This is a genomic window from Pseudomonas sp. NFX1 (assembly GCF_051123555.1).
Lineage (GTDB): Bacteria > Pseudomonadota > Gammaproteobacteria > Pseudomonadales > Pseudomonadaceae > Aquipseudomonas > Aquipseudomonas capeferrum.
Genome location: NZ_CP169366.1, coordinates 2413104 through 2438574, shown reverse-complemented (window position 1 = coordinate 2438574; position 25471 = coordinate 2413104). Strand labels below are relative to the sequence as shown.

At 61.2% G+C, this 25471-nt stretch carries 21 protein-coding genes and 1 pseudogene; 15 read left to right on the top strand and 7 right to left on the bottom strand.

From position 1 onward, the window contains the following. Positions 1-288 precede the first annotated feature (288 nt). Positions 289-2466, top strand: coding sequence for a methyl-accepting chemotaxis protein (locus DJ563_RS10550; protein WP_434519459.1), 2178 nt, complete (start codon positions 289-291; stop codon positions 2464-2466). A gap of 72 nt (positions 2467-2538) precedes the next feature. Here the strand turns inward: DJ563_RS10550 and DJ563_RS10545 are convergent, their stop codons facing one another. The 3 genes and pseudogenes from DJ563_RS10545 to DJ563_RS10535 form a co-directional block, all read right to left on the bottom strand. Next, positions 2539-4584, bottom strand: coding sequence for a TonB-dependent receptor domain-containing protein (locus tag DJ563_RS10545; RefSeq protein ID WP_434519458.1), 2046 nt, complete (start codon positions 4582-4584; stop codon positions 2539-2541). A gap of 268 nt (positions 4585-4852) precedes the next feature. Continuing rightward, positions 4853-4987 (bottom strand): annotated as a pseudogene (locus tag DJ563_RS10540) (DUF3077 domain-containing protein); the annotation flags it as partial. 7 nt (positions 4988-4994) lie between these two features. Continuing rightward, a complete protein-coding gene (locus DJ563_RS10535; RefSeq protein ID WP_434519457.1) occupies positions 4995-5171 on the bottom strand; it encodes a hypothetical protein in 177 nt (58 codons plus the stop codon). Positions 5172-5325: 154 nt separating this feature from the next. Here DJ563_RS10535 and DJ563_RS10530 point away from each other — a divergent pair, with 154 nt between their 5' ends. From DJ563_RS10530 to DJ563_RS10515, 4 genes are all read left to right on the top strand, one after another. Then, on the top strand, positions 5326-6042 hold the full coding sequence (locus DJ563_RS10530; RefSeq protein ID WP_434519456.1) for a hypothetical protein: 717 nt from the start codon (positions 5326-5328) through the stop codon (positions 6040-6042). Between the two features lie 366 nt (positions 6043-6408). Beyond that, positions 6409-6738 (top strand): hypothetical protein, encoded by a 330-nt coding sequence (locus DJ563_RS10525; RefSeq protein ID WP_434519455.1) that lies wholly within the window; start codon positions 6409-6411, stop codon positions 6736-6738. Positions 6739-6779: 41 nt separating this feature from the next. Continuing rightward, complete coding sequence (locus tag DJ563_RS10520; RefSeq protein WP_186659777.1) at positions 6780-7007, top strand: hypothetical protein; 228 nt, start codon at positions 6780-6782, stop codon at positions 7005-7007. A 60-nt stretch (positions 7008-7067) separates the two neighbouring features. After that, positions 7068-8141, top strand: a complete 1074-nt coding sequence (locus tag DJ563_RS10515) for an aldo/keto reductase (RefSeq protein WP_434519454.1) — start codon at positions 7068-7070, stop codon at positions 8139-8141. 80 nt (positions 8142-8221) lie between these two features. On the opposite strand, the gene DJ563_RS10510 is transcribed toward DJ563_RS10515, so the two are convergent. Next, on the bottom strand, positions 8222-8785 hold the full coding sequence (locus tag DJ563_RS10510) for a DUF1003 domain-containing protein (RefSeq protein ID WP_434519453.1): 564 nt from the start codon (positions 8783-8785) through the stop codon (positions 8222-8224). A gap of 110 nt (positions 8786-8895) precedes the next feature. Here DJ563_RS10510 and DJ563_RS10505 point away from each other — a divergent pair, with 110 nt between their 5' ends. Beyond that, on the top strand, positions 8896-9369 hold the full coding sequence (locus DJ563_RS10505; RefSeq protein ID WP_274099469.1) for an anti-virulence regulator CigR family protein: 474 nt from the start codon (positions 8896-8898) through the stop codon (positions 9367-9369). Positions 9370-9909: 540 nt separating this feature from the next. On the opposite strand, the gene DJ563_RS10500 is transcribed toward DJ563_RS10505, so the two are convergent. Then, the gene (locus DJ563_RS10500) at positions 9910-10368 is read right to left on the bottom strand and encodes a GNAT family N-acetyltransferase (protein WP_434519452.1); all 459 of its coding nucleotides are present in this window, start codon (positions 10366-10368) and stop codon (positions 9910-9912) included. 241 nt (positions 10369-10609) lie between these two features. Between DJ563_RS10500 and DJ563_RS10495 the strand changes: the two genes are divergently transcribed. From DJ563_RS10495 to DJ563_RS10485, 3 genes are read left to right on the top strand one after another with little or no spacing between them, the layout of a single operon-like run. Further along, on the top strand, positions 10610-14125 hold the full coding sequence (locus DJ563_RS10495) for a hypothetical protein (protein WP_434519451.1): 3516 nt from the start codon (positions 10610-10612) through the stop codon (positions 14123-14125). An 18-nt stretch (positions 14126-14143) separates the two neighbouring features. Then, complete coding sequence (locus DJ563_RS10490) at positions 14144-15307, top strand: hypothetical protein (RefSeq protein WP_434519450.1); 1164 nt, start codon at positions 14144-14146, stop codon at positions 15305-15307. Between the two features lie 22 nt (positions 15308-15329). Then, the gene (locus tag DJ563_RS10485; protein ID WP_434519449.1) at positions 15330-16373 is read left to right on the top strand and encodes a hypothetical protein; all 1044 of its coding nucleotides are present in this window, start codon (positions 15330-15332) and stop codon (positions 16371-16373) included. Here DJ563_RS10485 and DJ563_RS10480 read toward each other — a convergent pair. Then, entirely contained in the window at positions 16360-17367 is a 1008-nt protein-coding gene (locus DJ563_RS10480; protein WP_274098678.1) for a 5'-nucleotidase, read from the bottom strand. The two genes, DJ563_RS10485 and DJ563_RS10480, sit on opposite strands and share 14 nt — an antisense overlap. 60 nt (positions 17368-17427) lie before the next feature. Then, the gene (locus DJ563_RS10475) at positions 17428-17673 is read right to left on the bottom strand and encodes a hypothetical protein (RefSeq protein WP_274098679.1); all 246 of its coding nucleotides are present in this window, start codon (positions 17671-17673) and stop codon (positions 17428-17430) included. A gap of 358 nt (positions 17674-18031) precedes the next feature. Here DJ563_RS10475 and DJ563_RS10470 point away from each other — a divergent pair, with 358 nt between their 5' ends. The 6 genes from DJ563_RS10470 (at position 18032) to DJ563_RS10445 (ending at position 25429) form a co-directional block, all read left to right on the top strand. Further along, positions 18032-18910, top strand: a complete 879-nt coding sequence (locus DJ563_RS10470; RefSeq protein ID WP_274098680.1) for a helix-turn-helix transcriptional regulator — start codon at positions 18032-18034, stop codon at positions 18908-18910. A gap of 52 nt (positions 18911-18962) precedes the next feature. Then, positions 18963-20450, top strand: coding sequence for a hypothetical protein (locus tag DJ563_RS10465; protein WP_434519448.1), 1488 nt, complete (start codon positions 18963-18965; stop codon positions 20448-20450). Between the two features lie 275 nt (positions 20451-20725). Beyond that, a complete protein-coding gene (locus DJ563_RS10460) occupies positions 20726-22396 on the top strand; it encodes a hypothetical protein (RefSeq protein WP_033697082.1) in 1671 nt (556 codons plus the stop codon). Positions 22397-22481: 85 nt separating this feature from the next. Beyond that, the gene (locus DJ563_RS10455; protein ID WP_033697085.1) at positions 22482-22811 is read left to right on the top strand and encodes a hypothetical protein; all 330 of its coding nucleotides are present in this window, start codon (positions 22482-22484) and stop codon (positions 22809-22811) included. Between the two features lie 131 nt (positions 22812-22942). Continuing rightward, positions 22943-24424: a GIY-YIG nuclease family protein gene (locus DJ563_RS10450; protein ID WP_434519447.1), complete on the top strand. Its 1482-nt coding sequence runs from the start codon at positions 22943-22945 to the stop codon at positions 24422-24424. Between the two features lie 3 nt (positions 24425-24427). Continuing rightward, complete coding sequence (locus DJ563_RS10445) at positions 24428-25429, top strand: hypothetical protein (RefSeq protein ID WP_434519446.1); 1002 nt, start codon at positions 24428-24430, stop codon at positions 25427-25429. Positions 25430-25471: the final 42 nt, after the last annotated feature.

Here is a 25471-nt window from a genome sequence, read left to right as displayed (position 1 = left end):
AACGAGACCATGGCGGCGTAGCTTTATGCAAGCTTGTCGAAGCACGTGACATTTCGGAGGCTTTCTTTCAGCCAGCCGAACATGCGCTTGGGTCAACATCCCACCGATCCAGCCTGGCCGCCCACGTAAGATCGCTTCATTCTCTCCGCGCCCCTTCAGGGTGCGAAGTGGCCTGGAATACATCCCTCATGCACCAGTAGTGAGCGTCTAGTGGTAGCCACTACCCGGTATTAAGCTTGGATTACAGTTGGCCTGGAAGTTGCTGGCATTTTGATATCTGTGTCGCTTATGGTGAACTTAATGTCGCTTTCAAGTAGTTCCATGCAGTTGTCATCGAGCGAGCGGGGCTGGCTGCCCTGGTTCGGCAAAGCCGGCAAGTTCAGCATGAGGTGGGCGTGCCGCCTCAATCGTTCGAACTATGTAGAAATCGAGCAGACGTTCGAAGCCATTGCCCAGACGCGGGTGCAGTTGCTGCACAACTGGGCGCGCGAACAATGGGATCACCTGGCAGAGTTGGCGGAATGCCTGGCAGTAGACTTCGCTCATATTCAGCCCTCGGCATTACTCGACAAGCTGGCACAGGCCGAAGATTTTTCGGAACTGAGTGTGATTGACTGCACGGGCAACGTCAGGGTATCCACCTGGCCAAAGCGTGGCAGTACGCAGAGCGAGCAGCTCGCGGCGTTGGCCCATGGCCTGAAATCGCCATTTCTTCACGGGCCCTACAGCGACCCGATGACCTTGCAGATCGGCCCATCCTCGTCGCGTTTTCACGATGAGGTGACGCTGATGTTCTACCAGCCGATCAGGCACGCGGGCAACGTCCTGGGCTGCCTGTGTGGCCGGGTCCCCAATGATGTGCTGGGCGACCTGATCCAGCGCGAGGCCGGGCATATTTATGCCGAGTCGGGCGACAACTATCTGTTTATGGTGCAATCGCGTTTCGACCCGACCGTGCAACCAGGCACCGCCTTGTCCCGTTCGCGCTTTGAGGACGGGACGTTTACTCATGGCGAAAACCTCAAGAGTGGCGTGCGTACGCCCTGGAGCACTGTGCAGGTGCAGCGCCATACCGAGCTGGAGCTGCGCTTCACCGACCCCGCGACGCGTGAGCTGCACCCCGGCGTGCGGGAAACCATCCGGCGTGGCGCCAACCTGTTCGTGACTTACCCTGGTTATTCGGACTACCGCCATGTGCCGGTGGTCGGCAAGGGCGTGACCTTCCAGTTGCCAGGGTCGCTCGACCGTTGGGGCATGATGTGCGAGGCCGACTTGGAGGAGGTCTATCGCCGCCGTTCGCTGAGCTACCGGCTGATGAAACCCTACGTGGCGACCATGGTTGGGCTGTTCGGCTGTAATTACCTGGTGCAGCATTACGCCGGATTGCCACAGGGGGTGAACGACGCCATCCAGGCCCTCAGCATGGTCGGTGCTACGCTGCTGTTCGGCGTGCTCGGGCCAAGGCGCCTGGCGGCCAGGTTGAACGGCATGAGCGGTGTGCTGCGTACCATCGCCGAGGGTGAGGGCAACCTGCGCCAGCGCCTGGACACTGGCGCCCTGGCCAATGACGAGAGTGGCGACATGGCGCGCTGGATCAACAGTTTCATCGACCGCCTGGACGCCGTGGTGGGGCAGGTGGTCAAGGCCAGCCGCACGGTTGGCAGCACCAACCAGATGATGCTCGGGCGCAGCCAGGAAGCGAGCGTGAGCTCTGTCGAGGTGGCCGATGCGGTGCACCAGATGATGATCATCATGGAGGAACAGCTCGGTGAGCTGCAGCAGGCTTCGGTCAGCGCCGAACACATGAAGCAGGCCATGGACGAGGTGGTCAGCCGCGCCCGCGAGCAGTACCTGGCAGTGCAGGCGGGCACCCAATCGATTCGCGATGTGGTGGCCCGCTCGGCCTCCAGTGTGCAACTGCTCGACAGCCGCATGGCGCAGATTGGCAATATCACCGGGCTGATCAGCGACATTACCAACCAGACCAACCTACTGGCGTTAAATGCCGCCATTGAGGCGGCACGGGCGGGCGAGCATGGCCGTGGGTTCGCGGTGGTGGCAGATGAAGTGCGCAGTCTGGCGGCCCGCACCGCGCGGGCGGCCGACGATATCCGGCACATGGTCGAAGGCCTGCAGAACGAAACGCAGCAGGCGGTGAGTTTTATGGAGGAGGGGGTGCAGAATGTCGATGATAGTTTGCGCCTGGCCGAGGATGCGTCGTCGGAGAACGTGCAACTTCATCAGGCGGTGGAGGGCATGTTCGCCATCATTCAGCAGCTCAATCGCCGCAGCATCGAGTACGGCAAGACCATCGAACAGGTTAACCACTCCTCCAGCGAGATGCGCCAGACCGCAGTGGTGCTGCAAAACAGCGCGCAGAAGGTAAAGGTGGATGCCGGCAAGCTGCAGAAGCTGGTGGGGCAATTCGAGGTCAGCGGTGATGGCGAACGGGTCGCTGCTGCTTGAGCGCTGATGGCGCCTCACACAAGTAACCCAGAATTCGCGTAAAAGCGCGAATTCCGGGTTGTGCGCTGCCAATTAGAAGTAGGTAGTTACCCCAGCAAAGTACGCCCGGCCAGGCACGTAATAGCTGGTCGAGTCATCACGCGGGTCTTCATCCAGCAGGTTCTGCACGCCGACATTCAGGGTAAGCCAGTGGGTGGCTGCCCAGTTGGCGGTCAGATCGTACGTGGTGTACGGCTTGACGAAGTCGGTACCCAGGCCGCGTTGCTTGCCCACGTGCTGAGCTGACAATTCGGTACCGAACCGTTCGGTGATCTGCCAGTCGATGGCGCTGTACAACGACAGCTTCGGCGAGCTGATCAGGTCTTTACCGGTCGACAGGTTGCGGCTTTCGAGCATGTAGGTGGCGTTGGTGCGCCAGCTGGCGCTTTCCCACAACGGCACTTTGGTGCTGCCTTCCCAGCCACGGGTGCGGGCTTTGTCAGCATTTTCCAGCATGGTCCACCAGCGGCCCTGGAAGTACCCCAGCGGCGCATACTCGATTTTGTCTTTGAAGTCGGTGTGGAAGTAAGTGAGGCTGGCTTCCCAACCGTCGTGGTCGAAGGAGACGCCAATCTCTTTGTTGGTGCTGATTTCCGGACGCAGGTTCGGGTTGCCTGCCATCCAGCAACTGCCGGTCACATAACCCAGCGGGCGCAATGATGTACAACCGCGGCCGCCAGAGTTGGTCGCCGCGCCAGCACTGCCTTCTTTCAGGCTGGGGGCACGGAAGCCGCGTGACACGCCACCGCGTACGGTCCAGTCAGGGTGAGGGTGATACACCACGTAAGCACGTGGGCTGTTGTGGTTGCCGTACTCGTCGCTGTGGTCGAAGCGGTTGCCCAACGTCAGCGATAGGTTGTCGAGCAGAAACAGCTCGTCCTCGATGAACAGCGCAGAATAGTCGCCCTCAAGCTCCGCGCCGCCCACCACTGCCCCTTGGTAATCAACCGGTACGGTGCCCAGGGTGTCGGTGTTGGTCAGTTGCTCACGTTTCCACTGGCCGCCTACGGTGAGGCGCTGGTTTACCAGCAGGTCAAACGGGATGTTAAGGCTACCCTCGACGATTTTTTCTTCGGAGTTGGCCTTGCCCTCGCTGAGTTCGTTGTTGAACTTGTTCAGGTAAGCGTCGATACGCGAGGTACCAAAGCCCCAGTCGCCGTGGTGAGAGACCACGAAGCTATCACGGGTCAGGCGCCCGGCACCGAAGCCCTCACCGACCGTATCACCCCAGTCGCCAAAGGTTTTCTTCGACGACCACGAGCGCTCCACGCCTTGGATAGCCTCGAAGGACAACTCATGGTTGTCGTTGATCTGCCAATTAAGCAAGGCATTGACGCTGTGGTCTTTGGAACCGCCGGCGCCGTCGTTGTAAACGAAGTCACCTAGTGCATCGAGGCGCGGCTCGGCTTCGTCGGCAGCGCGCCGAGTAAGGTTGGCGCCCAGGCGCAGCCCCAGGGAGTCGGTGACAGGGCCAGAGAGGTTAACGCTGGTCTGGTTGGTCTGACCGCGGTCGGAGTCTTCTGGGATCGTGGTATTGACGTTGAGCGAGCCGCTCCACTCACGGGATACCTTGCGGGTGATGATGTTGATCACACCACCCATGGCGTCCGAGCCATACAACGACGACATCGGCCCGCGCACGATCTCGATCCGCTCAATCATGTTCGGCGAGATCCAGTTGATGTCCTGGCGACCCAGATCACGGCGGTAGTTAGTGTCGGCGGAGCTGCCGATGCGTTTACCGTCCACCAGGATCAAGGTGTATTTGTCGTCAAGGCCGCGCAGCTTGATCTTCGACTGCTCGCCCACGGGGCCGTAACCCCCTGTGACGCCGGGGATGCGGCGTAGCAGGGTGTTCAGGTCGTAGACCGGCTGGCGCTCGATCTCTTCCCGGGTGATAACGCTGACGCTAGCCGGTGCATCTCGCACATCCGTGCCGCCGCCCGTGGCGGTGACGAACGAGGCTTGCAGTTCTGTGGCGGGGAGCGGTTCAAGCTCGTGAATTTCCTCGGCCTGCACCGCAGTCGCGGCGAGCAGTGCGACGGTGAGCAGGGCACGGGAAAAAGGTGGGAATGGCATCGTGTAACTGTCCTTGTCGAGCGGTTGGATTCCAGGGGCAGAATGCAATCGGGGCGGGACATTAACGCAAACGAGAATCATTTAAAAGAAAATGTGAAAAATAATTTACCTAGAATTTACAAAAATTGACTGTGGGGAGGGGGCTTGCAGACAGGGGATGGCCAGGCGGGTACCTGTATTCCTGGGCGCTGTATGAGTCCGTGGTGGTAATTGAGTTGCTGGGCCGCTTTTGCGGCCCTTCGCGGGGCAAGCCCGCTCCCACAAGTGGTTACTTTTGAGTTGTCATCATGCCCAGTTCGGCATCGTCGAGCAGGGCCTTGGCCAGGGCGCAGAGGTAGTGCGAGGCCCAAAGCAACTGGGGTTTGTCTTCCGTCAGGCCGTCGATGGACAGGTCGCGGGCGTAGATGCCTTTAGTGCCGCGTTCCCGGCTCAGTCGGCATTTGCACCTGCGCCAATGCCACCTCAAGCAGTCTGCGCAAGGTTTCAAGCTCGTGCATCGAGGTCATGATCAACAAGGAGGAGGGCGACTTGGGTTGCATCAACATCGCCTGCTGGGCAACGGCTTCGGCAGGGACTATCTTCAGCATCAAAAACGACCGCAACGAAAAACAGGCGCAGCGAGTATCTTTGGGAAATGGACTACAAGGGTTTAAATCTGATTTTTAGGCCGTTCGCCGCAACAACTTGCAACGCTCGGGCTTCGAAACTAACCCGTGACAGGCATTCAAACCAAGGAAGGTCATGACTAACTTAAAATCCGCAAGCTCCCTCTTGTTGTTGCTGGCCATGACCACCCTGGCCGCGTGCGTCCCCTGGAAGCGCGAACGCGCCGCCTACGCGGACCTCTGCCAATCCGAGTTCCAGTTCAAAGTACCTGGCCCGCAAGGCGAGACCACCCTCTACCTGGAAACGTACCTCTACGACCACGCCGCCCAGTGGAGCGACCGGCCATTTTCGCAAGGCCTGCACGTCAACTACCCCGGCGAGAAATACTCGCGGCCGGAGTTCTACGTACAGCTCATCGCCTACAACAAAAACCGCCAGCGCCCCTCGTCCACCTCCAACCGTGGCGAGCCGCCGATCCCGATCCTGTACGACAGCCGCCAGGCCTATATCACTTTCGAAGACGGCTCGCGTCTGAATGCGCGGCCAGAGGTCTACCTGGGCATCGACAAGACCTACGACTTTCCGCTCGTGTACCCGTCCTCAGCACGCCCGTCGCCCTACGACATCAACAGCGACGAAGTGCACCGCAACATCCCTAAAATCACCAACAACAAACGCTACGGCTCCGCCTATGTGATTTTCCAGACGGACAAGTTCAACGCCGATGCCAAGTGGACCATTCACCTGGGCGCATTAGAGGCCCAAGGCCGAAAACTGCCGATCCCACCCATCGAGCTCTGCTACCACCCCGTGAAGAAGTGGATCGGTATCGAGCCTTTGATGCGGCCATGAAGTAATGCATTGACCGACAATGCAAAGCCTGTGTACTGCGAGCCGGTCTTCACCGCGCAGGCGTGAGCGGCCAGCGTCGCACATTCGCTTGAACTGCCCAACTGCAGGGGTGCCTAACGTTCATCAACCTGAGGGCAGTACGATGACTGAGCGCAAAGACGATACGCAACAAAGCCAGGTACCGGCGCATTCCACGGAAGAGGAAAAGGCCAAGCTCAAGGACAAGAACAAGGACGGTATCCCCCCGGGCGCTGAATGAGGCCGGGGCGTTCGGTGTAGTCGTGCACCCCGGTTTGAAGCGCCAATAGGCGCTGCGGGGGCACGCTCTCTCTATTGAGGCGTTGGCACGCAAACTGGAGAACTATCATGGCAATTGATCACAACGGCCCCGATGCGCCCTATCCAGGCCCAGAAGAAAAAGCACCTGACGTCGGCGCGGCCCATGGGTCAGGGCTGGAGCAGACTGAGTCTGAACCCAAACAGGGCGCGGGCGAAAAATGGTCCGAGAAACGACCGGAAGACTGGAACCCTCCACCCGGCGACCCAGGCTCGGGTCAGGACGCCCAGGATGACGCGGCGCAAAAGGCTGGCCCTGATGAAGGCGAAGTACCATTGCCGGCGGACGATGAGTCGCCGATTGAGGAAGAGATGAGGGATGTCGACGCCAACAATTCAGTGTCCAGCGAGCATCCGTAAGCTCGCTGGGTGACCCAGCGTTTCTTCCGAGGCGTACAGCGATGAACAGTGACCACACCGCGCAAGGCGGCAGCAACCGTGACCTGCCCACTTCGCCCGACCCTGCCGTGAACCCGGACAGCCCTACAGTCCCGAACCCTGATGACGACCCGCTGATGAATGAGCAAGAGGGCGCAGATTGGCCAGCGCGTGATGACGCCACGGACGAGGAACGGCAGAGCGTTGAACAGCCGTATGAGTATCAAGCCCCTCGTAAACGATCGGATTGAACGTTTCAGCACGCTGTACCGTCGGTACTTCCAAGTCGTTTGCATTTGGAGGTACTCACCATGAAATACCGCGCACTTGGCAATACCGGCCTGCTGGTTTCGGAACTGGTCATCGGCACAGTCCCGTTCGGCGGCCGGGGCGCATTCGAAAAAACCGGCAGCGTGGATGTAGCGCTGGCCAGGCGCATGTTCGACATGGCCTTCGACGTTGGGGTCAACCTGGTCGACACAGCGGACCTTTACTCCCACGGTCTGGCCGAAGAAATCGTCGGCCAGGCGCTGGGGCAGCGGCGCCAGTCGATCATACTGGCCACCAAAGCGCGCAGCCCGATGGGCGACAACCCCAACGACAGCGGGGCTTCGCGCTATCACCTGATCCGCGCTTGCGAGGCGAGCCTCAAGCGCCTGGGCACCGACCATATCGACCTCTACCAGATTCACAATTGGGATGGACTCACGCCAGTTGAAGAGACGCTGTCGGCGCTGGAGCAATTGGTGCAAAGCGGCAAGGTGCGTTATTTCGGTACCTCCAATTACACCGCGTGGCAGATGATGAAAACCCTCGGCACCGCCCAGCTCAAGGGCTGGCAGCAGCCGGTCGCCCAGCAGATCTACTACACCCCCGAGGCGCGCGAGGCCGAGTATGAGCTGCTGCCGATGGCGCTCGACCAGGGCATCGCCACACTGGTGTGGGGGCCGCTGGGGGAGGGGTTGTTGACCGGCAAGGTACGGCGCGGGCACAAGACGCCGAGCGGCACGCGCCAGGGCAATGGTTGGCCAGAGCCCTACGTGCACGACCAAGAGCGCGCGTACGACATCATCGAGGCACTCATCGAGGTGGGGCAGCGCCATGGCTGCTCGCCGGCGCGGGTGTGCCTGGCCTGGCTCAAAGGCCGGCCCGGTATCACCAGCGTGATCACGGCGGCGCGCACGGCCGAGCAGTTGCACGATAACTTGCAGGCGGTGGAGCTGCTGCTGACCGCCGAAGACCAGCAATTGCTCGAACGGGTGACGCGGATTGCGCCGCAGTATCCGTACTGGCACCGGATTGCGGCTGGCATGGACCGAATCGACCCGGCCGAGGCGCCATTCATTGAGTTGCATCGGCAGACCATGAAGCAGCAGAAACAGTAATAGCTTGCGCCATGAGGCGGTGCCTGGGCGTACAGGTGCCACCTCTTTCAGGTCACGATGCCCGTGGGGCTCCCTGACGGTTAGTCGTTGTGGTCGGCTACTGGCCCTCCTGCGCTCAATAAGTGCGCGTGCAATTGCGAGGTCAGCATTTCAATCCTCTCGCTCATCTGCTTGGTGGCTTCGGTCAAATGGGTATTCACCTCCAATAGCTGCTGCAATTGTTTACTGTGCGTCTCAGCATCGCGCTGGCGGCGTTGGTTGGCCATGGCAATGGCTTCGCGGTGGCGGGCATCTGCCTCGGAAGAGGCCTTGTCACGATCGGCCTGGCGGGTTTGAGCGAGCAGAATCAGGGGCGCCGCATAGGCCGCCTGTAAGCTGAACGCCAGGTTGAGCAGAATGAACGGGTAGGGGTCGAAATCGGACAGCCCTGACAGGCTGATGCCCACCCAGATCAATACCACGAGTGACTGTGACCCTAGAAACAAGGGCGTGCCAAAGAAGCGAGCGAAGGCTTCTGCCTTGCGGGCGAACGCGTCGTTGCCAAACACTGGTTGCATGTGCGCATGGGCGCGGTGAAACCTGAGATGGTCGACGTGTTCGGAAGGCTCGGAGACAGAGGGCTGTGCAGGTTTGGAAGGGTCCATCGGCGGGCTCCGGATGGCTGGGGCATGTCCAAACTAGCTTAGCCCGCAGCTACGCGATGGCCGCATGGCCTAAAGTTCAGTAAACCGCTTCACTGAAAAAGGGTGTCGTAATGGCCAAGTTGCACGTGTTGATTGCCGCAGTAACCTCAATGGCGCTGTTAGTGGCCCCTGGCGCTTCGTACGCCGACCCGGGAAACGGTAACGGCAATAACAAAGGGCACGGGCAAGGTAAGGGGCAGGGCCAGCATTCCCAAGGGCAGGGCAATCCTGGCGGTAAAAAGTCGAGCTCGGGTGGCGGTGACTGGCACGGCGGGCCAGCAATCGACCGAGGCGATGTGCTGGGCATCTTGAGTGGCCATCGCAGCTATTGGAGCCCAGGCCCTGCATTGCCGCCTGGCATTCAAAAGAACCTGGCGCGCGGCAAGCCGTTGCCGCCGGGTATCGCCAAGAAGCTGGATGGCCGGTTGCTGGGGCAACTGCCTCATTATGATGGCTACGAGTGGATGCAGGCGGGGGTGGACTTGCTGCTCGTGGCGGTCGCGACCGGGATCATTTATGAGGTTGTGAACGGGGCGTTTGATTGAGTTGCCGCAGTTAAAGCGGCCAGCGACGCATCTGGCTTGATTGGCGCCCCCATAGCGTTGCTGAATTTAAATGAGAAGGGAGAATTATTGCACATGGATTTGAAGGTTCAATTAGATGGAGTTCAAGCAAGGATACAGGGCCGCGTTCTCCAGACGGTGGCGTAAATTTTGGGAGTGCCTGAAGTATGCTGTGCTCGCCGCGATTGCGCTTGCTCGTTCCTTGTGGTTGGCGTTTTTCGCTATGATCTTGAATATCTGATGCTTTTGACAGTGACCGTGCCCATTTTTGGTACCTTGGCAGTCAATTCATTGGTTAATTATGTAAGGGTTGGCTGTGCGGAAGAACGTGTGAAAGAGCAACGCATGCATACACCGCTTATTAATCTCGAGCATTTGGGCAAGGCCGTAGCTCGGCATCGAGCTTAGGATGCAAAGTAATAGGACTTGGCTCAAGTGGCTAAGTGCTCTGGCGTGGCTCGGAAGAGCCACGACTACTGATGTTAATATCGTGATTTTTCAGATTGAGAACATGCATTTAAATCACTGCCCTATCACCCGCTTCTGCATCACAATCGTACGTTCCTCGCCATAAAACGCATCCCGCACCTTGCAGAACCCCAACCCTGCATAGAACCCTTCAGCAGTAACGGAAGAGGGCACTCGCAACCCTTCCAGCCCTCGGGCAATCGCTTCATTTTCGATCACCTCCATCATCTGCTTGCCGACCCCATGCCCCTGAAATTCAGGGTCAACGAACACACTCCTGACCACATCTGCGTCAAGGCTGGCGGTGGCAATCACTTGGCCCTCATTCAATGCCACGAATACCAGGCGTCGCGTGAGCAGTTCAAGAATGGCACTTGCGCTGAAGGACCCTTCCACGCGCAATATCGTGCCGTCATCGTAGTCAGCTGCGTTCGACCGGCGTAATGCAGCTATCACGACGCGGCTTATGTCCTCGGCATCTTCTGGTTTCGCCAAGCGGATATGGCAGTTCATCACTCGGTTCCTTGTGTAGTGCCTGCTTTGCAGATCAGAACATATTTTTTGCACTGGCGGGGTATGGCACCGGCGTTGCCGGTGTTCGCGGGGTAAACCCGCTCCTACAGGCAGTGTGGAAGCGTCATAGAAGAAGCTGATAGCAAATCGCTACCCTCTGTATTCCAAAATAAACGAAGCCCCCTGTCAAAACGCTCCTACTCTCTCCGTCGATGGACCAACCTGCCCCCCGGAGCAAATCATGGAAAGATTAGCGTCGTCGCCCCCGCACGCCCGTACCCCCGTCACCGTCGTCCCAGAATCGCGCTTCATGCAGAACTACCGCGTGGCCAGTGCGGTGCACGGTGGCAGTTCGGCATCGGCCATCGTCAATGGCCGTGGCGATGTGGAGCTGTTCACCAGCGGCAGCAATACCGAGGTCTGGAACATCTACCCCGACCCGCAAAGCACCACGGCCAACAGCGCGACAGCCACCGGGCTGACCGGTGAGGTGATCGCCACCGGCCTGACCCCGAGCGGCGACATCGTGCTGTTCGCCGCCCAAGGCACCAACCTGCTGTACTGCGTCGAGCAGCCCACATCGGCGTCGCGCTGGTCGGCGGTGAAAATGATCGATGTGCCGTTGCCTTCCAATGCCATCCGCATTGCGCGTATCACCACCACGCGCATCAACAACAAGCTGTACATCGGGGTGCTGATCGAAGCCAAGGGCCTGGTCGGCACGCTGTACAACTTCAGCTGGGGCGTGTGGGCTGGGCGTGCACCGGCCTCGCTTAATGGCACCACCTTGCAGTTGCAGACCCTCAATGCGGTGTGGACGGGCAACAGCGACGCCAATGTGGCGTTCTCGGTGTTCGATACGGTCATCCTCGAATACACCCTCAGCACCGGGCAGCTCGACCGGCCGGCGATTGCCGCCAACTTCCGCAGCCTGGATGTGGCGGCGGCGACCGATGAGGTGGGCAATACCCAGGTGCTGGCCGTTCTTTCCGATGGCAATGCCTATTGCCTGGTCGGGGGTGGCAAGCAGCCGTACAGCTGGGCGCAGTTGACGGTGGCGTCGTCGTTCAAGCAGGTGGCTGTGCTGCCTTCGCGCCCGGCGCTGAATGCGCTTTTGCTGGGTGTGGACAATACGCTGTACCACGCCAGCCAAAGCGCCCCTTCAGCCACCGGCTGGTCGCAGCCGACGCCGATATACAACGGCGTGCAGTCGTTTCAGGCCACGGTGGAAGACGGCGGGCTGGCGGTGTTCGCGATTCAGGCGCAGCAAAACACCGTCACTCAACTCACCCGCGAAACCCTCAGCGGTAACTGGAATATTGCGGCGCTGCAGGTGCAGGCGGGCGGCAAGATCGAGGACTTCGCTTCGTACAGCACGGATGTCACGTTGTTCAGTGAAGTGGGCACGCCACTGGCCGATACGCCGGTCGAAGTATGGACCGAGGAGCCGTCGCGGCTGGCCATCAATGGTGGGGTCTACTACGCCACGCCGCGCCGGCCGGTGCGGTTGCTGACCAACAGCGCCGGGGTGCTGTCGATTGCCCAGCAGGTCAGTGCGTTGGCGGCTCCGGCGATTCTGGTGGCGGTGCCGTCGTTGATGTCACCCGGCGAGCGCATCGAGATCCGTCAGGATGCCGAGGTGCAGGACAGGCTCAGCGTCACCACGGGCGAGGAGTTGATGAACGCCAAGCTGGCCGGTGGTGCGCCGTTGCTGCGCGATCAGTACCACAAGCAGGAAACCGCCAACGCGGTGGCCGAGGCGGTCAGCCGCAGCATGCAGTTGGCAAGCCCGCTGTACCGCAAGGCTTCGGCGGCAACGCCGTATGTAGACCCGCGCCGGCCTCGCGCTGGGGTTTCGTTGCGTAGCGATGCGCTTGCAGGCGCGCGCTTGCTCGACCTGGCGCTGGTGCCGGAGCAGCACTGGCATTTGAGTGTTCAGGATGGCGAGGTGCGCTTTACCGATTTGTCCGCCGATGCGGCGTCGGGGCTGCTGATGGCCTTGCGCAGCAGTTCGCTGTCGGGCGGGTGGTTCAGTTGGTTGACCGACATCGGTGATTTTATTGCCGGGGTCGCCCAGGGCATCATCAAGGTGGTCGATTTCGTGGTGACCACGGTCAGTGCCGGGATACAGGCGGCGTTTCACTTTGTGGTCGACGGCGTCACCTACCTGTTCGAAACCCTGGTGGACACGGTCGAGAAAGCGTTCGACCTGGCCGAGGCGGTGTTCTCGGCGGTGAAGGTGTTCTTCCAGCAGCTCTACGAATGGCTGGCATTTCTGTTCAACTGGGGCGACATTCTGCGCACACATGACGCCATTGCCCACATCGTCAACACCGGCTTCGACTTCCTGGTCGGCGCCACCGGGGGTATCCAGCGCATCGTCGATGGCAGCATCAACACCTTGCAAAGCCAGTTGCAGCAGTGGTTCGCCGAGGCCCGCAACACCTTGGCCGGCAGCTACAGCCTGGGTGGGTACGAGCAGGCCAATACGCCGGATGACCCGGCCACGTCCAAGGCGGTGGCCAACAACATCGTCTACAACGGCCTGATCAACAACGCGCCGGCCGCGCAGTCGAGCATGGCTGCCGCGGCGCTGATCCAGGAGGCCGACGGCCCGTTCACCCAGTTCATGGAGGCGCTGGCGAACTTGGTCGACTTTACCGAGTCGTCCCAGGCGTTCGCCCAGGCGCTGGTGTACCTGCAAGACCTGGGCACGGCGCCGGACGAGATCTTCCGCAAGCTGCTGGCAGCGTTGATGAGCGTGGTCGAAGGGGTGCTGCAGGCGGTGCTGTCGGGCGTGCAGGCAGTGATCGATGCGATGCTGAAAACGGTCGCGACGCTGATCGCGGGCCTCAAAACGCTGATGAACGCCAAGTGGAACATTCCGTTTGTCAGTGACCTGTACCGGCTGATCACCAACGGCTCGGACCTCACCACCCTGGACTTGATGTCGTTGGTGCTGGCGGTGCCGGGCACGGTGCTGTTCAAGATCCTGCAAAACAAGGCGCCGTTCCCGGACCAGGCGAGCGTGCTGCGCTTCAAGGCCGCGTTCAATGCCGACACGCTGCTCACCGCCACCGGGCTCAAGCCGGCTGGCCGACAAGTGCTGGCGCAGGCCGAGGATGGCTGGAGCGGTTGCCTGCCGCGCGACCTCGCGCTGCTGACCGGGGTATTGGGCTCGGTGGCCTACTTCTTCTACGGCAGCCTCACTGCCCTGGGCGACATCATGCCACCGGAGGCAGGGCCGCCAGCGATCGTCGCCTACGTCGCGCTCACCCTGGAGACCGCTGCGCAATTGTGCAGTTGCCCGTGGATCTTCTCCAGCGGCGTGCCTGGCTGCGCCACCGCCGACGGCGCCAGCCGCACGCTGTGGATCTACACCTGCGTAGGCGTGCTGCTGGACGGGATCTTTGTGCTGGGCGCCAACAAGATGCCCGAAAACCGCGACGACATGGGTGTGGTCGCAACCTTCCTGTATGGCCTGGGCCACCTCGGCGCGGCCATCCCCGCATCGCTTGGGCAAAGCGCCTCGGTCGTGGCGCTGAACATCGTCCCTTGCCTGCCGGAAGTGTGCAAACCCTTGCGTCTGAAGCGAGTGGTACTGGCCACCGAAGGCCTTTCGCTGGCGGGCCAGGCGGCCCTCGATGTGATCTGTTACACCTCGACCACGGTGCTCAATGTGGTGTCGGTGTCTGCTGCAACCCAACCCACCCTCGTCGATGCCAGTGCGCTGCGCACCGGTACTCGTTCGATGTAGTCAAAAAGGAGTTTGGCAATGTTGATCGTAACCAAGAACCCACCCGTGGTCGGCCATGGCCAGGTGTTGCGCGGGCCGTCCGTGCAGGCACCCAGCCGGATAGCCGCCTTGCAAGGTGCCTACGACAAAGGCATCTACCTGCGTCCCAACCTGAGCAGCGAGGGCACGGTGCCGGCCAGTTCGCCCTTGTCGGCATCGCCCGATATCTGGATCGCGGGCACCCAGCCAGTGGCCAACTTCCTGACCGCGTTGGCCACGCCGAACAGCTATGCGCAACAGTCGCCTGGCACCATTACCCAAGGCACACCCAATTACATCTATGTACGCGGGCGCAATGGCGCTGCCGTCAGCAGCTCGACCAAGGTGCTGCTGTACGGGGTCCCTTGCGCCTCCATTCAGTGGCCCAGCGAGTGGGCCAAATACGGCATCCCCACGGACCGCGACCACCCGGACGGCACGAACCCGCATTACGACTCATCGATCGTCAACCTGGCATCGTCGAGTATCGGGGTGACGGCCGACACCTTTGTCTGGAGCAACCCGCAACCGCCAACCGGGGGCAGTGACCACTATTGCTTCATCACCTGGATGAACAACGCCGGTAACCCGTTCCCGGATGTGTTCTCGCAACTGGACATGGCTGCGCTGATCACCAACAACCTGCAGTTCGGCTGGCGCAACGTGTCGATGCAGTCCGGGCGTTCGCCCACCCGGCAAATGGCCTCGCAGCTGATCATCCCCAGCGACGTGACCGCAGGCAGCCGCGAATACTCGTTGCAGGTCACCAACATGGGCTTCCCGACCACGGGCTGGACCCTGTCGATGAGTTGCAGCCAGCTGGACTCGAAGGGCAACAAGATCGCCATCGACAACGTCGCCATGCCTGCCCTGGGGCAGTTCGTTGGCGTGCGCTGCACACTAGTGCCGGGCTTCAGCGCGCTGCTCACCCTCAACCTGTACAAGAACAACGGGCCCGACTCGCAGCCGGGTGCCTCGATCGACATCACCCCGACGTACTTCTCCGACGGCTCGCCGCAGGAGCTGCAAGAGGCACTGGACCGGGGCCTGGTGGACTTCGCCATGTCGCATGCCCTGCACCGGGCCTACGCCGGCACCGAGGTCGCCGATATTCGTCCACGCCCGGTGGTGCCGCTGGGTGCTGACGGCTTGCACGTCATTTGATGATTACAGGGAGTTAAACGTCATGAGCGAAACAGTCGTCAATTTGTTCAGCAGCAGCCAGCCCGCCAGCCAGACGCTCTACCTGCGCAACAACCTGGCTTCCACCGGCAGTGTGCCGTTCAAGGGGCCGCTGGGCCTGTGCCCGGACATCATCCAGAGCGACCAGCCGGTGGACAACGCGCAAAGCGTGTTCAGCACGGTCAGCAGTTGGGAGCAGGCCTACAACGTGCAGCCGGTCGCCGCCGCGCGCAACTACTACTACCTGCGTGGCATGAACGGCGGCAGCGAGACTGAGAGCAATGCGCTTTCCCTGTACTTCGCGCCGGCCCAGGTGTTGTTGCTGCCGGCAACGTTCAGGGGCAACGCGCTGACCACGGTCGATGGCCTGGACTGCACGCAGGCCAGTGCACCACCAGGGCATATCGGTGTAGGTGAGCAGGCCTTCCTCTGGAAGCCGCCGGCCTTGCCGGCTGACAGCTACTTCAACCTGATTGCCCAAGTGAGCGCGGGTGCCCATCCTGACCCGCTCCCGCAGGTGCGGGACTGGCTCGACCTGGCCAAGTTCATTGGCCAGACCCCGACCTTCGGCATTCGCTCCCAGGCGCTGGTCAGTGACGACCCGTGGGTACGCCGTCAGCAACTGAACGTGCCGGCGAACTTCACCACCGCGCCAATCACCATCACCCTGTCCGCAAGGGGGCTGGCCGGTACCCGGGTGAGCGTGTTGTGTGACACCGTGACCCCGTTACAGACCCCAGTGCTGCTGGGGCCACTGACGCTTGGCAGCGATGGCACGCAAACCGGTGCGGTGTTCATTCTGCCAGCCGGCTATTCGGCCAACCTGGCCGTGCAGTTCTGGAACCCGGACAAGCAGAAGGTCGAGCCGGGCGCGAGCTTGTCGGTGACCTTTGGCTACCCGATCAACCCAGGTGCGGAACTGGAGCGGGCGATTGCCGACAACCTGGTCAACCTTCACCTTCACGGTGCGCTGGATGACAAGGTCAGTGCGTCGATCCAGCCCAAGGCCATGGCGATTGTGAGCCAGCTGACGTTCACCTTTGTTTAGGTGCCGGTAAGCGTTCAGCCAGTGGTGCCCGTGTTTCCACCAAGCGGACACCACTGGTTTTGCCCGGCGCCCTGTTCGCCACCCCAAACGGCACGTGCACCATCGGCAAATCCCCCGCCGGCGATTGCAGGTGGCTACGCTGGTCATCAAAAAACACGTGGGGTTTGAGAATCGACAACACCCGGGGTTTTTCCATCCCGCCAAGGAAGAAGCATTCATCCGGCGACACCCCCCAATCCTTCAGCGTGGTTACCACCCGCTCGTGCGACGGTGCGTTGCGCGCGGTGACGATGGCAATGCGCAGGATGCGTTTGTAGTCCGGGTCTTGTGCCAGCTTCTGGTCTTCGAGCGTGCGAATGTGTGAAAGCTTGCGGTAAAGGTCGGCCAACGGCCCAGGCTGGTGGGGGATGGCTTTGCGTGCTCGCTCATGGGCCTGGAAGTCGTCCAGGTTGTCATTCTGCTTGTACACACTCTCTGCCTCGTCATCGGCAATTACCCCGTCAAAGTCGAAGGCCACGCGCAGTTCGGTATCGATCTCGTCGTCATAGATGCGCGTCGGCAGCACCAGGCCGGCCGGGTAGCTGGCGTCGATGGCGCGCTGCACATCGTCCTCGTTGGCGCTGAGAAACAATGAGGCGTTGAACGCCGGGATGTACTCGTGGGGCGAGCGGCCGGACATGAACGCGGCGCGGGTGATGTCCAGTGCGTAGTGGCTGATGGAGCGAAACACCCGCAAGCCGGTTTCTGGCGAATTGCGCGAGAGCAGCACCACTTCCACCGGCAGTTGATCGGGGAATGCCTGGTTGATGCTGAGGAAGCGGCGGATGAAAGGGAAGGCGACCCCTTTCGGGAACGGTTCATCCAGGTTCTGCTCCTGGTGCTGGCGGTAAGCCTCGACGCCTTCGGTCTTGTAGATGTCGTCAGACACGGTGAGGTCGAAGAGAGCGCTGGAGGCCACGCCGATGACCAGTTTGTGTTCGATGGGGTAGGGCATGAACGTGCTCCGTGAAGGGTGCTGGTAACGAGTATACGGGCATGCAGGCGGGGGCAGGCCTCAACCTTCCGGCACCAGCCCCAGCAGCAGCTGCACCTGGCGGCGCAACTGGCTCACATGCTCGCGCTCGGCGCGCAGGGCAGACCGCAACTCGTTGTTCTCCTGCTTGTGAATGCGCGCGGTTCGCTCCAGTTCGCGATCGCCTTGCAGCAGGTTCCACATCTCACCCTGGCGGGCATGCGTCAGGCAGGCCATCAGCAGGGTGATGCCGGTTGTGCCAAGCAGGGTGATTTCGAGGGCATCCATGGTTGCTTCCTTGAGTAGTGGCGGTTTGCCTGTAGCGAGAAGATATGTCTAGTTTGTCTACATGTCCATATTGGAGACTTGTACAGGTAAAGGAATGGTGCAGGTTTTGCTGGTTTATTCAGGGCAGTTGAAGGGGGATGAAAGGCGACATGGCAGCTGTTTTGCCCGCATGGGCGCAGCTTGCGGGGCGTGGGCGCGGTACCAGGGGGTGTGCGAGTCGCCAGGGTGGCCTGGGCTGCATATGCCTGGTTAGTTTACATATCCAGCCAGCCTTGCATTAAAACTGGGTGGACACGTAATATTTAGCGACACGTAAGTTGGCTGAGCATGCACTGCTGCTCCTCACGCAGGAACCCGTATGAAACGCACGCATCGCATGGAGCAAACCCGTTGGGACCTGGCCCTGCGCTACCGTCTGATTGAAACGGTGGTCTGGTGGGAAGGCCGCCTGACCACCAATCACCTGATGCAGAGCTTCGGCATCAGCCGTCAGCAGGCCTCGAAGGACATCAACACCTACATCAACGACTACGCGTCGAAGAACCTGGTGTACGACAAGCAGATCAAAGGCTACGTGCCGACGCGGCAGTTCAAGCCGTTGTTCATCGACGACAGTGCCAGCGCCTACCTCGACCTGCTCAACCAGAACAACGAGCGCGCACCACACATCGAAGGCCTGGCCTTGGCCTACGCCCACACCGAGGTGCTCAAGGTTCCGGACCGCTCGGTCAAGCCCGAGGTGCTGCGGCCGCTGCTCAAGGCCTGCCGCGAGAAGCGGCGCCTGGATATCGAGTACGTCTCGTTCAAAAGCCCGGAACCGGAAGGCCGTACCATCGCGCCGCATACCCTGGTGTACACCGGGATGCGCTGGCATGTGCGGGCCTACTGCGAAAAAAACCGCATGTACCGCGACTTCGTCCTCAGCCGTTTGCGCGGTGTACCAGAGCTGCACGACGCCGAAACGGAAAACGGCATCGAGCATGACCTTGAGTGGAACACCCCGGTCGATGTGATCTTCAAGCCGGACGAGCGCCTGACACAGGCGCAGCGGGCCATCATCGAGGTGGACTTCGGCATGGCCGACGGCCAGTTGCTGGTGCGCAGCTCGCAGGCCCTGGTGAAGTATGTGGTCAAGCGCTTCCAGGTGAACCCCAACGTGCATGATGCAAGGCCCGAGGCGCAGCAGTTGGTGCTGGCGAACAGGGCGGAGCTCAAGCCGTGGTTGAACCTGGACTGAATGCACAGTGCCGCAGACAGCAGAAAATCTTCTTGTAGGGTGTAGTGAACAGATGGATCGAAACACGTTTCTTGCGCAGCCGGATGTGCGTGGCTTCATCGAATGGCTTCAGGTCAACTTGCCGACACTGGCTGTGCACCTGCGCTTCAAGCCCAGCCATCAGGTCAAGGGCGGCCTGAACCAGCGGGTGGTGGGTATCGAACAGGTGCTCGCGCTGTATCGCTGGGGCAGTGCCTGGCAGGATGCACAAACCGGGCAGTGGGTTACGTCCATGGACTGGGCCAGCACCACCGCCTCGTTGCAGCTTTTGCGCAGCCGGTTGGCGGCAGCGTTGGCGTCAGGCTGCGATGATGCGGCCTACAATGCCTGCTGCGCCGTACTGAAGTGGGGCGGTGTACGCGGGGCCATCCCGTTCCTGGGGGCGCTACGCCAGCAACAGCAACTGGTGAGTTACCTCAAGGCGTGCATACCGTTGTTCGACCTGGGCTCAGGCCAAACGCTCTCTGCGCTGAATGCTGGCAGCATCCAGCGCTTCGATGCGGGGCTGACCAAGATCCACTCGCTGATCGACACCACCGGCTCGCCCATCTACGACAGCCGGGTCGGCGCCGCCATTGCCATGCTCTATGCGCTGTACCGCCAAGGCAAAACCACCCCTGCGCAATTGCGTTTCCCGTCTGGCGGGGCACGCGGTGACCAAGTCCGTGACCCGGGGGCGCTGGGCTTTGCAAAAGCACCGCAGTTCTTCACCAAGGCGGTGCCGGGGTATGCGTGGGCGCGCAGCCAGGTCGAACTGGGGTGGATCATCCAGGCCACACTGGCGGGCGCCGGGCAGCTGTTCGATGGTTCGCTGCAGGCGCGTAGCCACAGCTTCGAAGCGGCGTTGTTCATGCTGGGTTATGACCTGCGCTGCCTGCTTCCAGAGGCTGCCTATGCGCCTGCAGCCAGTGAAGGCGCCGGGGGCGGCAGCACCCGCTCGACCTGGGTGCCGACCAGCGTGACCTTCCCGCAGGTGTTCATCGACTATCTGCACTGCAGCCAGGCTGCCGGGCACAGCGTAAGCCTGAAGGACTTCCGGCAGTGGCAGGTCGAGGTCAAGGGGCGCACGGCCAACACTGCACAAGCGTACTGTGCACCTTTGCAGGCACGCGAGTTCGACCTGGTCAGTTTCAACCTCGAGCAGCTCGCGTGCATCGCGCAGGGGGGCGCGCGAGGGTTGGAAGTGCTCAGTGGCGGCGTTGCGCAGTTCATTGCAGGTGACGAGTACGAGCAGGTGTATCTGACCAACGTGTACCTGAGTGGCAAGGTTGCCGAGCTGGCGCTTGAGCATTCGGTATCGCCTGCCGAGTTGCTGGTGCGCTCAGGGTTTGCAGGCAACCCTGATACTGCGAAGCCTGAAACCGCGAAGTTGATCCTGCGCACGGGCCGTGCACTGGGAGAGCATTTTGGGTTACTGGAAAACCAGCGGCCGACGGACTTGTTCAAGGCCTTTTTTGGCGAAGCCTTGACGGATCTGGACGATCAGTTGTTGGCTGTCTGAGCCAACTGGGGCCGCGAAGCGGCCCCACAGGTTTCAAAGCCAGCAGCGAATAGACCATTAGCTTTGCCATTATTAGGCCGCTATGTATAATCTCGCCAAAACCCGCATCCCAGAGCGTTTTTACAGGGATGGTCAGCATTCTTGATGCGCTTCTAATAGAGGCCCCTCCAGCCGCACTGCCCGCCACTGCATAACCCCGTTACACCCCGGCCAGTACTGAGCGTTGGCGAAGCCATGCCCAGCACCAGCCCGCACGCATTTCTACAAGGATATTCATGAAAAAGCGTTTCGTTCTCTGTGCCCTGGCGTCCGCCTTGGCAGGCTGCAACTCCGAATACAACTTCGACGAAGTCACCAGCTACACCGGCACTGTCGGTTCGCCACATGCGCTGTACCTGGAGCGCAAGTCCGGCGAGCGGCTCAATGGCACCGTGGTGCACAAGGTAGGTGACCGGGTACTGCAGTCGTTCAAGGTGGAAGACGGCAAGGCGGTCGGGGAATGGAAGGAGTTCGACCAGGATGGCAAGCTGCTGGTCGAAGGCCAGTTGCAGGACGGTGCCTTCGTCGGCCCCAAGAAAACCTGGTGCAAGGGTGAATTCGCCGACCATCTGGAAAACGTCCTGACCCTCGAAGGCGGCCGCCGCAGCGAGCAAAGCTACGACTGCGCCACCGGCCTGCAGGTCGCTGACAGCACGGTGCTTCCGACCGTTGATTTCCGCAAGCCCTCCATCCGTGTCGGCACCCAGCGGGAGTGGCGGGTCATCGACGGCGAGCAGAAGCTCACCCTGCTGGAAACCTTTGCCAGTGACGGTACCGGCAAACTCGATGGCCCGGTGGAGCACTATGACTACAAGGGCAACCTGAAAGACCGCGCCACCTACAAGGCCGGCGAGCTCGAAGGCGTGCGTGAGACCTGGACGGCGTTCACCGATGGCACGTCGGTACCGGCCAGCAAGGTCACCTACAGCGCAGGTAACAGGAACGGCCTGTCCGAGATGTACTTTGTCCGCGGCTGGCCGGCCGGCACGGTGGCGGAGAAGGGCAGCTACAAGGACGACAAGCAAGTGGGCGTGTGGGTCAGTTATCAGCCTGGGTATGCCCAGGTGCGTGATATCGACAGCCCGCCAGACACCTCGCCCATGGCCATGCGCGTATGGGATGCCGCACAAGGCCAGGCGCGCAATTCGGACTGGGCGAAAGAGATCAAGGACCTGGACGCCTTTGCCTACCTGCTCAAAAGCTCCGGCATCAACGTCAACCAACGTATTCATCATGAGAACAAGCCGCTGATCGTCGGGGCCGCCGATAACGCCTATGACTACCTGGTATCGATAGGCGCCGACCCGATGGGCCGGGATGTCAACGGCAACACCCGCCTGATCGACTGCCTGGCAGGTAGCGACTACAACAGCTGCAGCTTCGCCCACATGATCACCCTGGCCGGCAAGGAAGACCTCAAGGCCCACAACGTCTATGGCGACACCGCGCTGTCGACCTTCTGCAAAAAAGCCGGCGAGCTGCAACGTCGCCGTGGCGCGGGTCAACAACCAGAAGCGCTGTTCCAGGCACTGCTCAAGGGCAGTGACGTGAACGCCAAGGCCTACGGTGGCGAGACGGCCCTGCACGCCTGCATGGCCCAGCGCGACCATAGCTACGCCGAGGCGTTGATCGCGGCTGGCGCGAACTTGAATGCGGCGGATGTCGATGGCACCACGCCCGTGGCCGCAGCCTTCTTCGACGGTTACAACCTGGCTGCAGGCGGGCACCGCGTGAGCTGGTCGGACAACGTGATTCGCTTCGCTGCCAGCTACCAGGGCAAGTCCGACTTCACCTTCGACACGCCGCTGGCAGGGTTCGGCAAGTCCATTCGCCAGCTGGTGCTGGAAAACGGCGATACCGCCTCGGCGATGTTGATCGACTCCCTGGTGGGTACCGCCAAGGGTTGATTGCCGTTCTGGCGGCACGCGGCTTTCGCTCAGGGCGCGAGGTGTGCCGCCGCCTCTTTAGATGAATGACTGACAAGGAATACCTATGCGTCGCTTCAAATACGTGCTGGCAGCATTGCCATTCTGTGTACTGGCTGGCTGCGGCAACGATGCACTGGATGGCACTTACGAGGCCGAGACCACCGTGATGGGCTTCAGCGCTGGCAAGCAGACGGTCGAGTTCTCCAGTGACTACATCGTCTCTGCGGGCAACAAGATCAAGGTCGACGAGTGGGAGCGCAAGGACGATGTGGTTGTGGCCCGTGATGCCAACGGCGTCGCTCTGATCAACGTGCGCGTGCTGGATGGCGGCAAGCGGCTGGAGTCGATTGGCGGCAACAACATGGCCAAGCAGGTGTTCGTGCGGGTGGATTGATCGCCCGCGTCTTGGGGCTGCCATGCAGCTCCAAAACGCCAGTTTTCGACATTTCAAGCATCCCGGCAGTGGATCCGATGATGTCATTTTGATAGCTTGCCGCCCATGATCGAGCTATCCGGATAGGGATGATGAACCAGCCATACCAACACAGGACGCTGTCGCCGCTCGCCAACCTGATTGTCGACCGTGCGATCGAGAACACCAACCGCAAGCTCGTGGCCGGTTTTCGCAACAAAAAGAATTCCCAGCCCAACGCCAAGTCACCGGACCCGCTACAGGCCGGCAATGACACCCTCGTTGCCACCTCGGCGCAAAGCGCCATGCAGGTTGCCAACCGGGGTGTCGCCTGGAAAGAAATCCTCTTCAAAAGCCTGTCGGCCGGTATCGGTTCGCTGGCCACGCTGCAATTCGACGGCGCGCTCTCGGTAAGCGCCAACGACGCCTCCAGCCTCAACGACTTGCCCGACAAGCCCGGCGTGTACGTGGTGTACGACGCCAGCGGCCAGCTGGCCTACATCGGTGACAGCACCAACATGCGTCAGCGCTGGCAGGACGGCCACATGAACGAATACCGCGGCCGGGCCAACAGCGAAACCCGCAAGCCCTACAAGCTGGCGGACCAGCTTGAGGCCGGGTGCACCGTGAAGTTCGTGGTCATGGACTCGGCCGAAACCGCCGCCGCCCTGGAAGCGTTCCTGATCAAGAACGAAAAGCCGCCGGTCAACCGCAAGCAAGAGCTGAAGGAAGAGCAGGGCATCCGCAGCAACATCGAAGCCAAGAAATTGAAGGACGCGATGGGCAGTGCCGGCGAGGTGGCCATGGGCGCTGGCAAGGAGGCGCTGAAGAACTCGGGGTGGCAGGTATTCGAGCAACTGACCGCTGCCGCGATCATCGCCATCAAGGATGAACTCGTCGACCTTTTCATGGGCGGCACTGCGCGCCTCAAGGCCCGCGTCGAGCGCTTTCTGCAAAAGATCTGGGCCGTGGTCGAGCGTATCGTCGCCGCGCCCCTGAAGCTGCTCAACGGCGTGGTCGAGTTCATCGTCAACGCCCTGTCCAAGGCGGTCCGCCAGGTCTACAACCTGAGCCGCAACCTGTTCGACCTCGCCCATGGCGCCTGGCAGCTCTACAAGGGGGCCCAGTCCATGCCAAGGGAAGAACTCATTCAGAAGATCGTCGAAACCGTGGTGGTCAGTGGCACGCTGATTTTCTGGGACGGCATCGAGCCGGTCATCGAGGCGCAGTTGCTGCCCTTGGTTGGCGTGGCTGCGCCGTACATTTCCTGCGTGATCGCGGCCATCGGTTTCGGGCTGTGCAGTTACCACCTGCAAAAGGTCGTGCCACCCATCGTGGCCTTCCTGGTGGACTTCAAGAGCGGCTGGCACGAAGCGCTGGAGGCCAAGCGCGCGGCGGCGTTGCAACTGATCCAGGTACAAGAGAACGAATGGCTGATGGCCGAGGGCCTGATGGAATACGCTCAGTCGGTCGACACCCTGGCCCGTGAGGCCGGCGCCCACCGCGAGCGCCTGGCGCAGCATCGGGCAGTGCGGGCGATCGACTACTCGGCACTGCTGCAATCGAACAAAAACCGTATTACCCAGGAGTCCTGACAGGTGTTCAACACTACAACCGACCTCGCCGCCAAGCTCTTTGGCCAAGTCAGGCTGGCCGAGTCGCTGCCCGTACCCGCCCCTGCACCTGCGTCGCTGCCGGCGCCCCGCGAGGAGCACGACCAGCTCAAGGACTTCGAGCACGGGCTGCGCAAGCTGCACGAGGCCATCGTCAACAACAAGGGGGCGCGTGAGCAGCTCGAGGCGTTCAAGCAGCAAGGCACCTGGGATTCGTTCTGGGGCGGCCTGACGGGCAAAAACGACAAAGACCTGGCCGACATGGTCAGGCAGGTGGGTGAGAGCCTGGCCGTGACCCAGAGCGTGGTGCAGTTGTTGACCCAGTTGCACACGGCCAACAACAAGGTACTGCGCGGCTTCAATGACGCCCTGGTGCGTGAAATCGAACGCCTGCAGGCCGACGCGGTGACGCTGGAGGGCAACCAGGAAGGGGCCCTGGTGGTGCTGTGCGAATTCAAGCAGCAGATCGACGACCTGCTGGCGATGGCCGATGGCTACGCCTATTGCACCCAGGAGGTGGAGCGGCTGGCCTGGGCCCAAGGCAAGCAGGAGACCGAACTGACGGCCCTGGATGCCAAGATCGATGCGCAACACCAGAAGCTGGTGACCAGTACCCTGGCCCGGGTGCAGAAAGAGGCCGTGATCAGGAAGAACCTGGAGCACCATCAGCACAAGCTCGCTGCCCAGGAAGGGCAACTTGAAGAGCTGAAGAAAAACCTGACCGCCAGCAACCTGGCCCGGGAAAGCCTGTCGACCACCGTGACCACGGCATTGAAGAAGCTCGCCCTGGCCACCAGCACCCAGGCTCAACGCGTGGACCGCATGGAGGCGCAGCTGGCCACGCTGCTGGACAACCAGCGCCAATGCCAGGCCCAGCTGGCGCAACTGGCCGCACCGGGTTGGGTTGCCTACCTAGGCCGCAATGCCGTGTCGCTGGTTGCACTGGCTGCGGCGGTGTTTGCCTTGGGGCTGAACCTGCGGGGGTGAGGCGAAGCGCTCCTGTATCCGATATCAAATAGTACCAAAGAC

Coding starts and splice junctions, on each gene's coding strand:
- DJ563_RS10530 (WP_434519456.1), top strand. CDS start 5,326: ATGACTAACTTAAAATCCGCAAGCTCCCTCTTGTTGTTGCTGGCCATG.
- DJ563_RS10515 (WP_434519454.1), top strand. CDS start 7,068: ATGAAATACCGCGCACTTGGCAATACCGGCCTGCTGGTTTCGGAACTG.
- DJ563_RS10495 (WP_434519451.1), top strand. CDS start 10,610: ATGGAAAGATTAGCGTCGTCGCCCCCGCACGCCCGTACCCCCGTCACC.
- DJ563_RS10485 (WP_434519449.1), top strand. CDS start 15,330: ATGAGCGAAACAGTCGTCAATTTGTTCAGCAGCAGCCAGCCCGCCAGC.
- DJ563_RS10490 (WP_434519450.1), top strand. CDS start 14,144: ATGTTGATCGTAACCAAGAACCCACCCGTGGTCGGCCATGGCCAGGTG.
- DJ563_RS10460 (WP_033697082.1), top strand. CDS start 20,726: ATGAAAAAGCGTTTCGTTCTCTGTGCCCTGGCGTCCGCCTTGGCAGGC.
- DJ563_RS10520 (WP_186659777.1), top strand. CDS start 6,780: ATGAACAGTGACCACACCGCGCAAGGCGGCAGCAACCGTGACCTGCCC.
- DJ563_RS10510 (WP_434519453.1), bottom strand. CDS start 8,785: ATGGACCCTTCCAAACCTGCACAGCCCTCTGTCTCCGAGCCTTCCGAA.
- DJ563_RS10465 (WP_434519448.1), top strand. CDS start 18,963: ATGGATCGAAACACGTTTCTTGCGCAGCCGGATGTGCGTGGCTTCATC.
- DJ563_RS10450 (WP_434519447.1), top strand. CDS start 22,943: ATGAACCAGCCATACCAACACAGGACGCTGTCGCCGCTCGCCAACCTG.
- DJ563_RS10500 (WP_434519452.1), bottom strand. CDS start 10,368: ATGAACTGCCATATCCGCTTGGCGAAACCAGAAGATGCCGAGGACATA.
- DJ563_RS10470 (WP_274098680.1), top strand. CDS start 18,032: ATGAAACGCACGCATCGCATGGAGCAAACCCGTTGGGACCTGGCCCTG.
- DJ563_RS10475 (WP_274098679.1), bottom strand. CDS start 17,673: ATGGATGCCCTCGAAATCACCCTGCTTGGCACAACCGGCATCACCCTG.
- DJ563_RS10455 (WP_033697085.1), top strand. CDS start 22,482: ATGCGTCGCTTCAAATACGTGCTGGCAGCATTGCCATTCTGTGTACTG.
- DJ563_RS10550 (WP_434519459.1), top strand. CDS start 289: ATGGTGAACTTAATGTCGCTTTCAAGTAGTTCCATGCAGTTGTCATCG.
- DJ563_RS10480 (WP_274098678.1), bottom strand. CDS start 17,367: ATGCCCTACCCCATCGAACACAAACTGGTCATCGGCGTGGCCTCCAGC.
- DJ563_RS10505 (WP_274099469.1), top strand. CDS start 8,896: ATGGCCAAGTTGCACGTGTTGATTGCCGCAGTAACCTCAATGGCGCTG.
- DJ563_RS10545 (WP_434519458.1), bottom strand. CDS start 4,584: ATGCCATTCCCACCTTTTTCCCGTGCCCTGCTCACCGTCGCACTGCTC.
- DJ563_RS10525 (WP_434519455.1), top strand. CDS start 6,409: ATGGCAATTGATCACAACGGCCCCGATGCGCCCTATCCAGGCCCAGAA.
- DJ563_RS10535 (WP_434519457.1), bottom strand. CDS start 5,171: ATGCTGAAGATAGTCCCTGCCGAAGCCGTTGCCCAGCAGGCGATGTTG.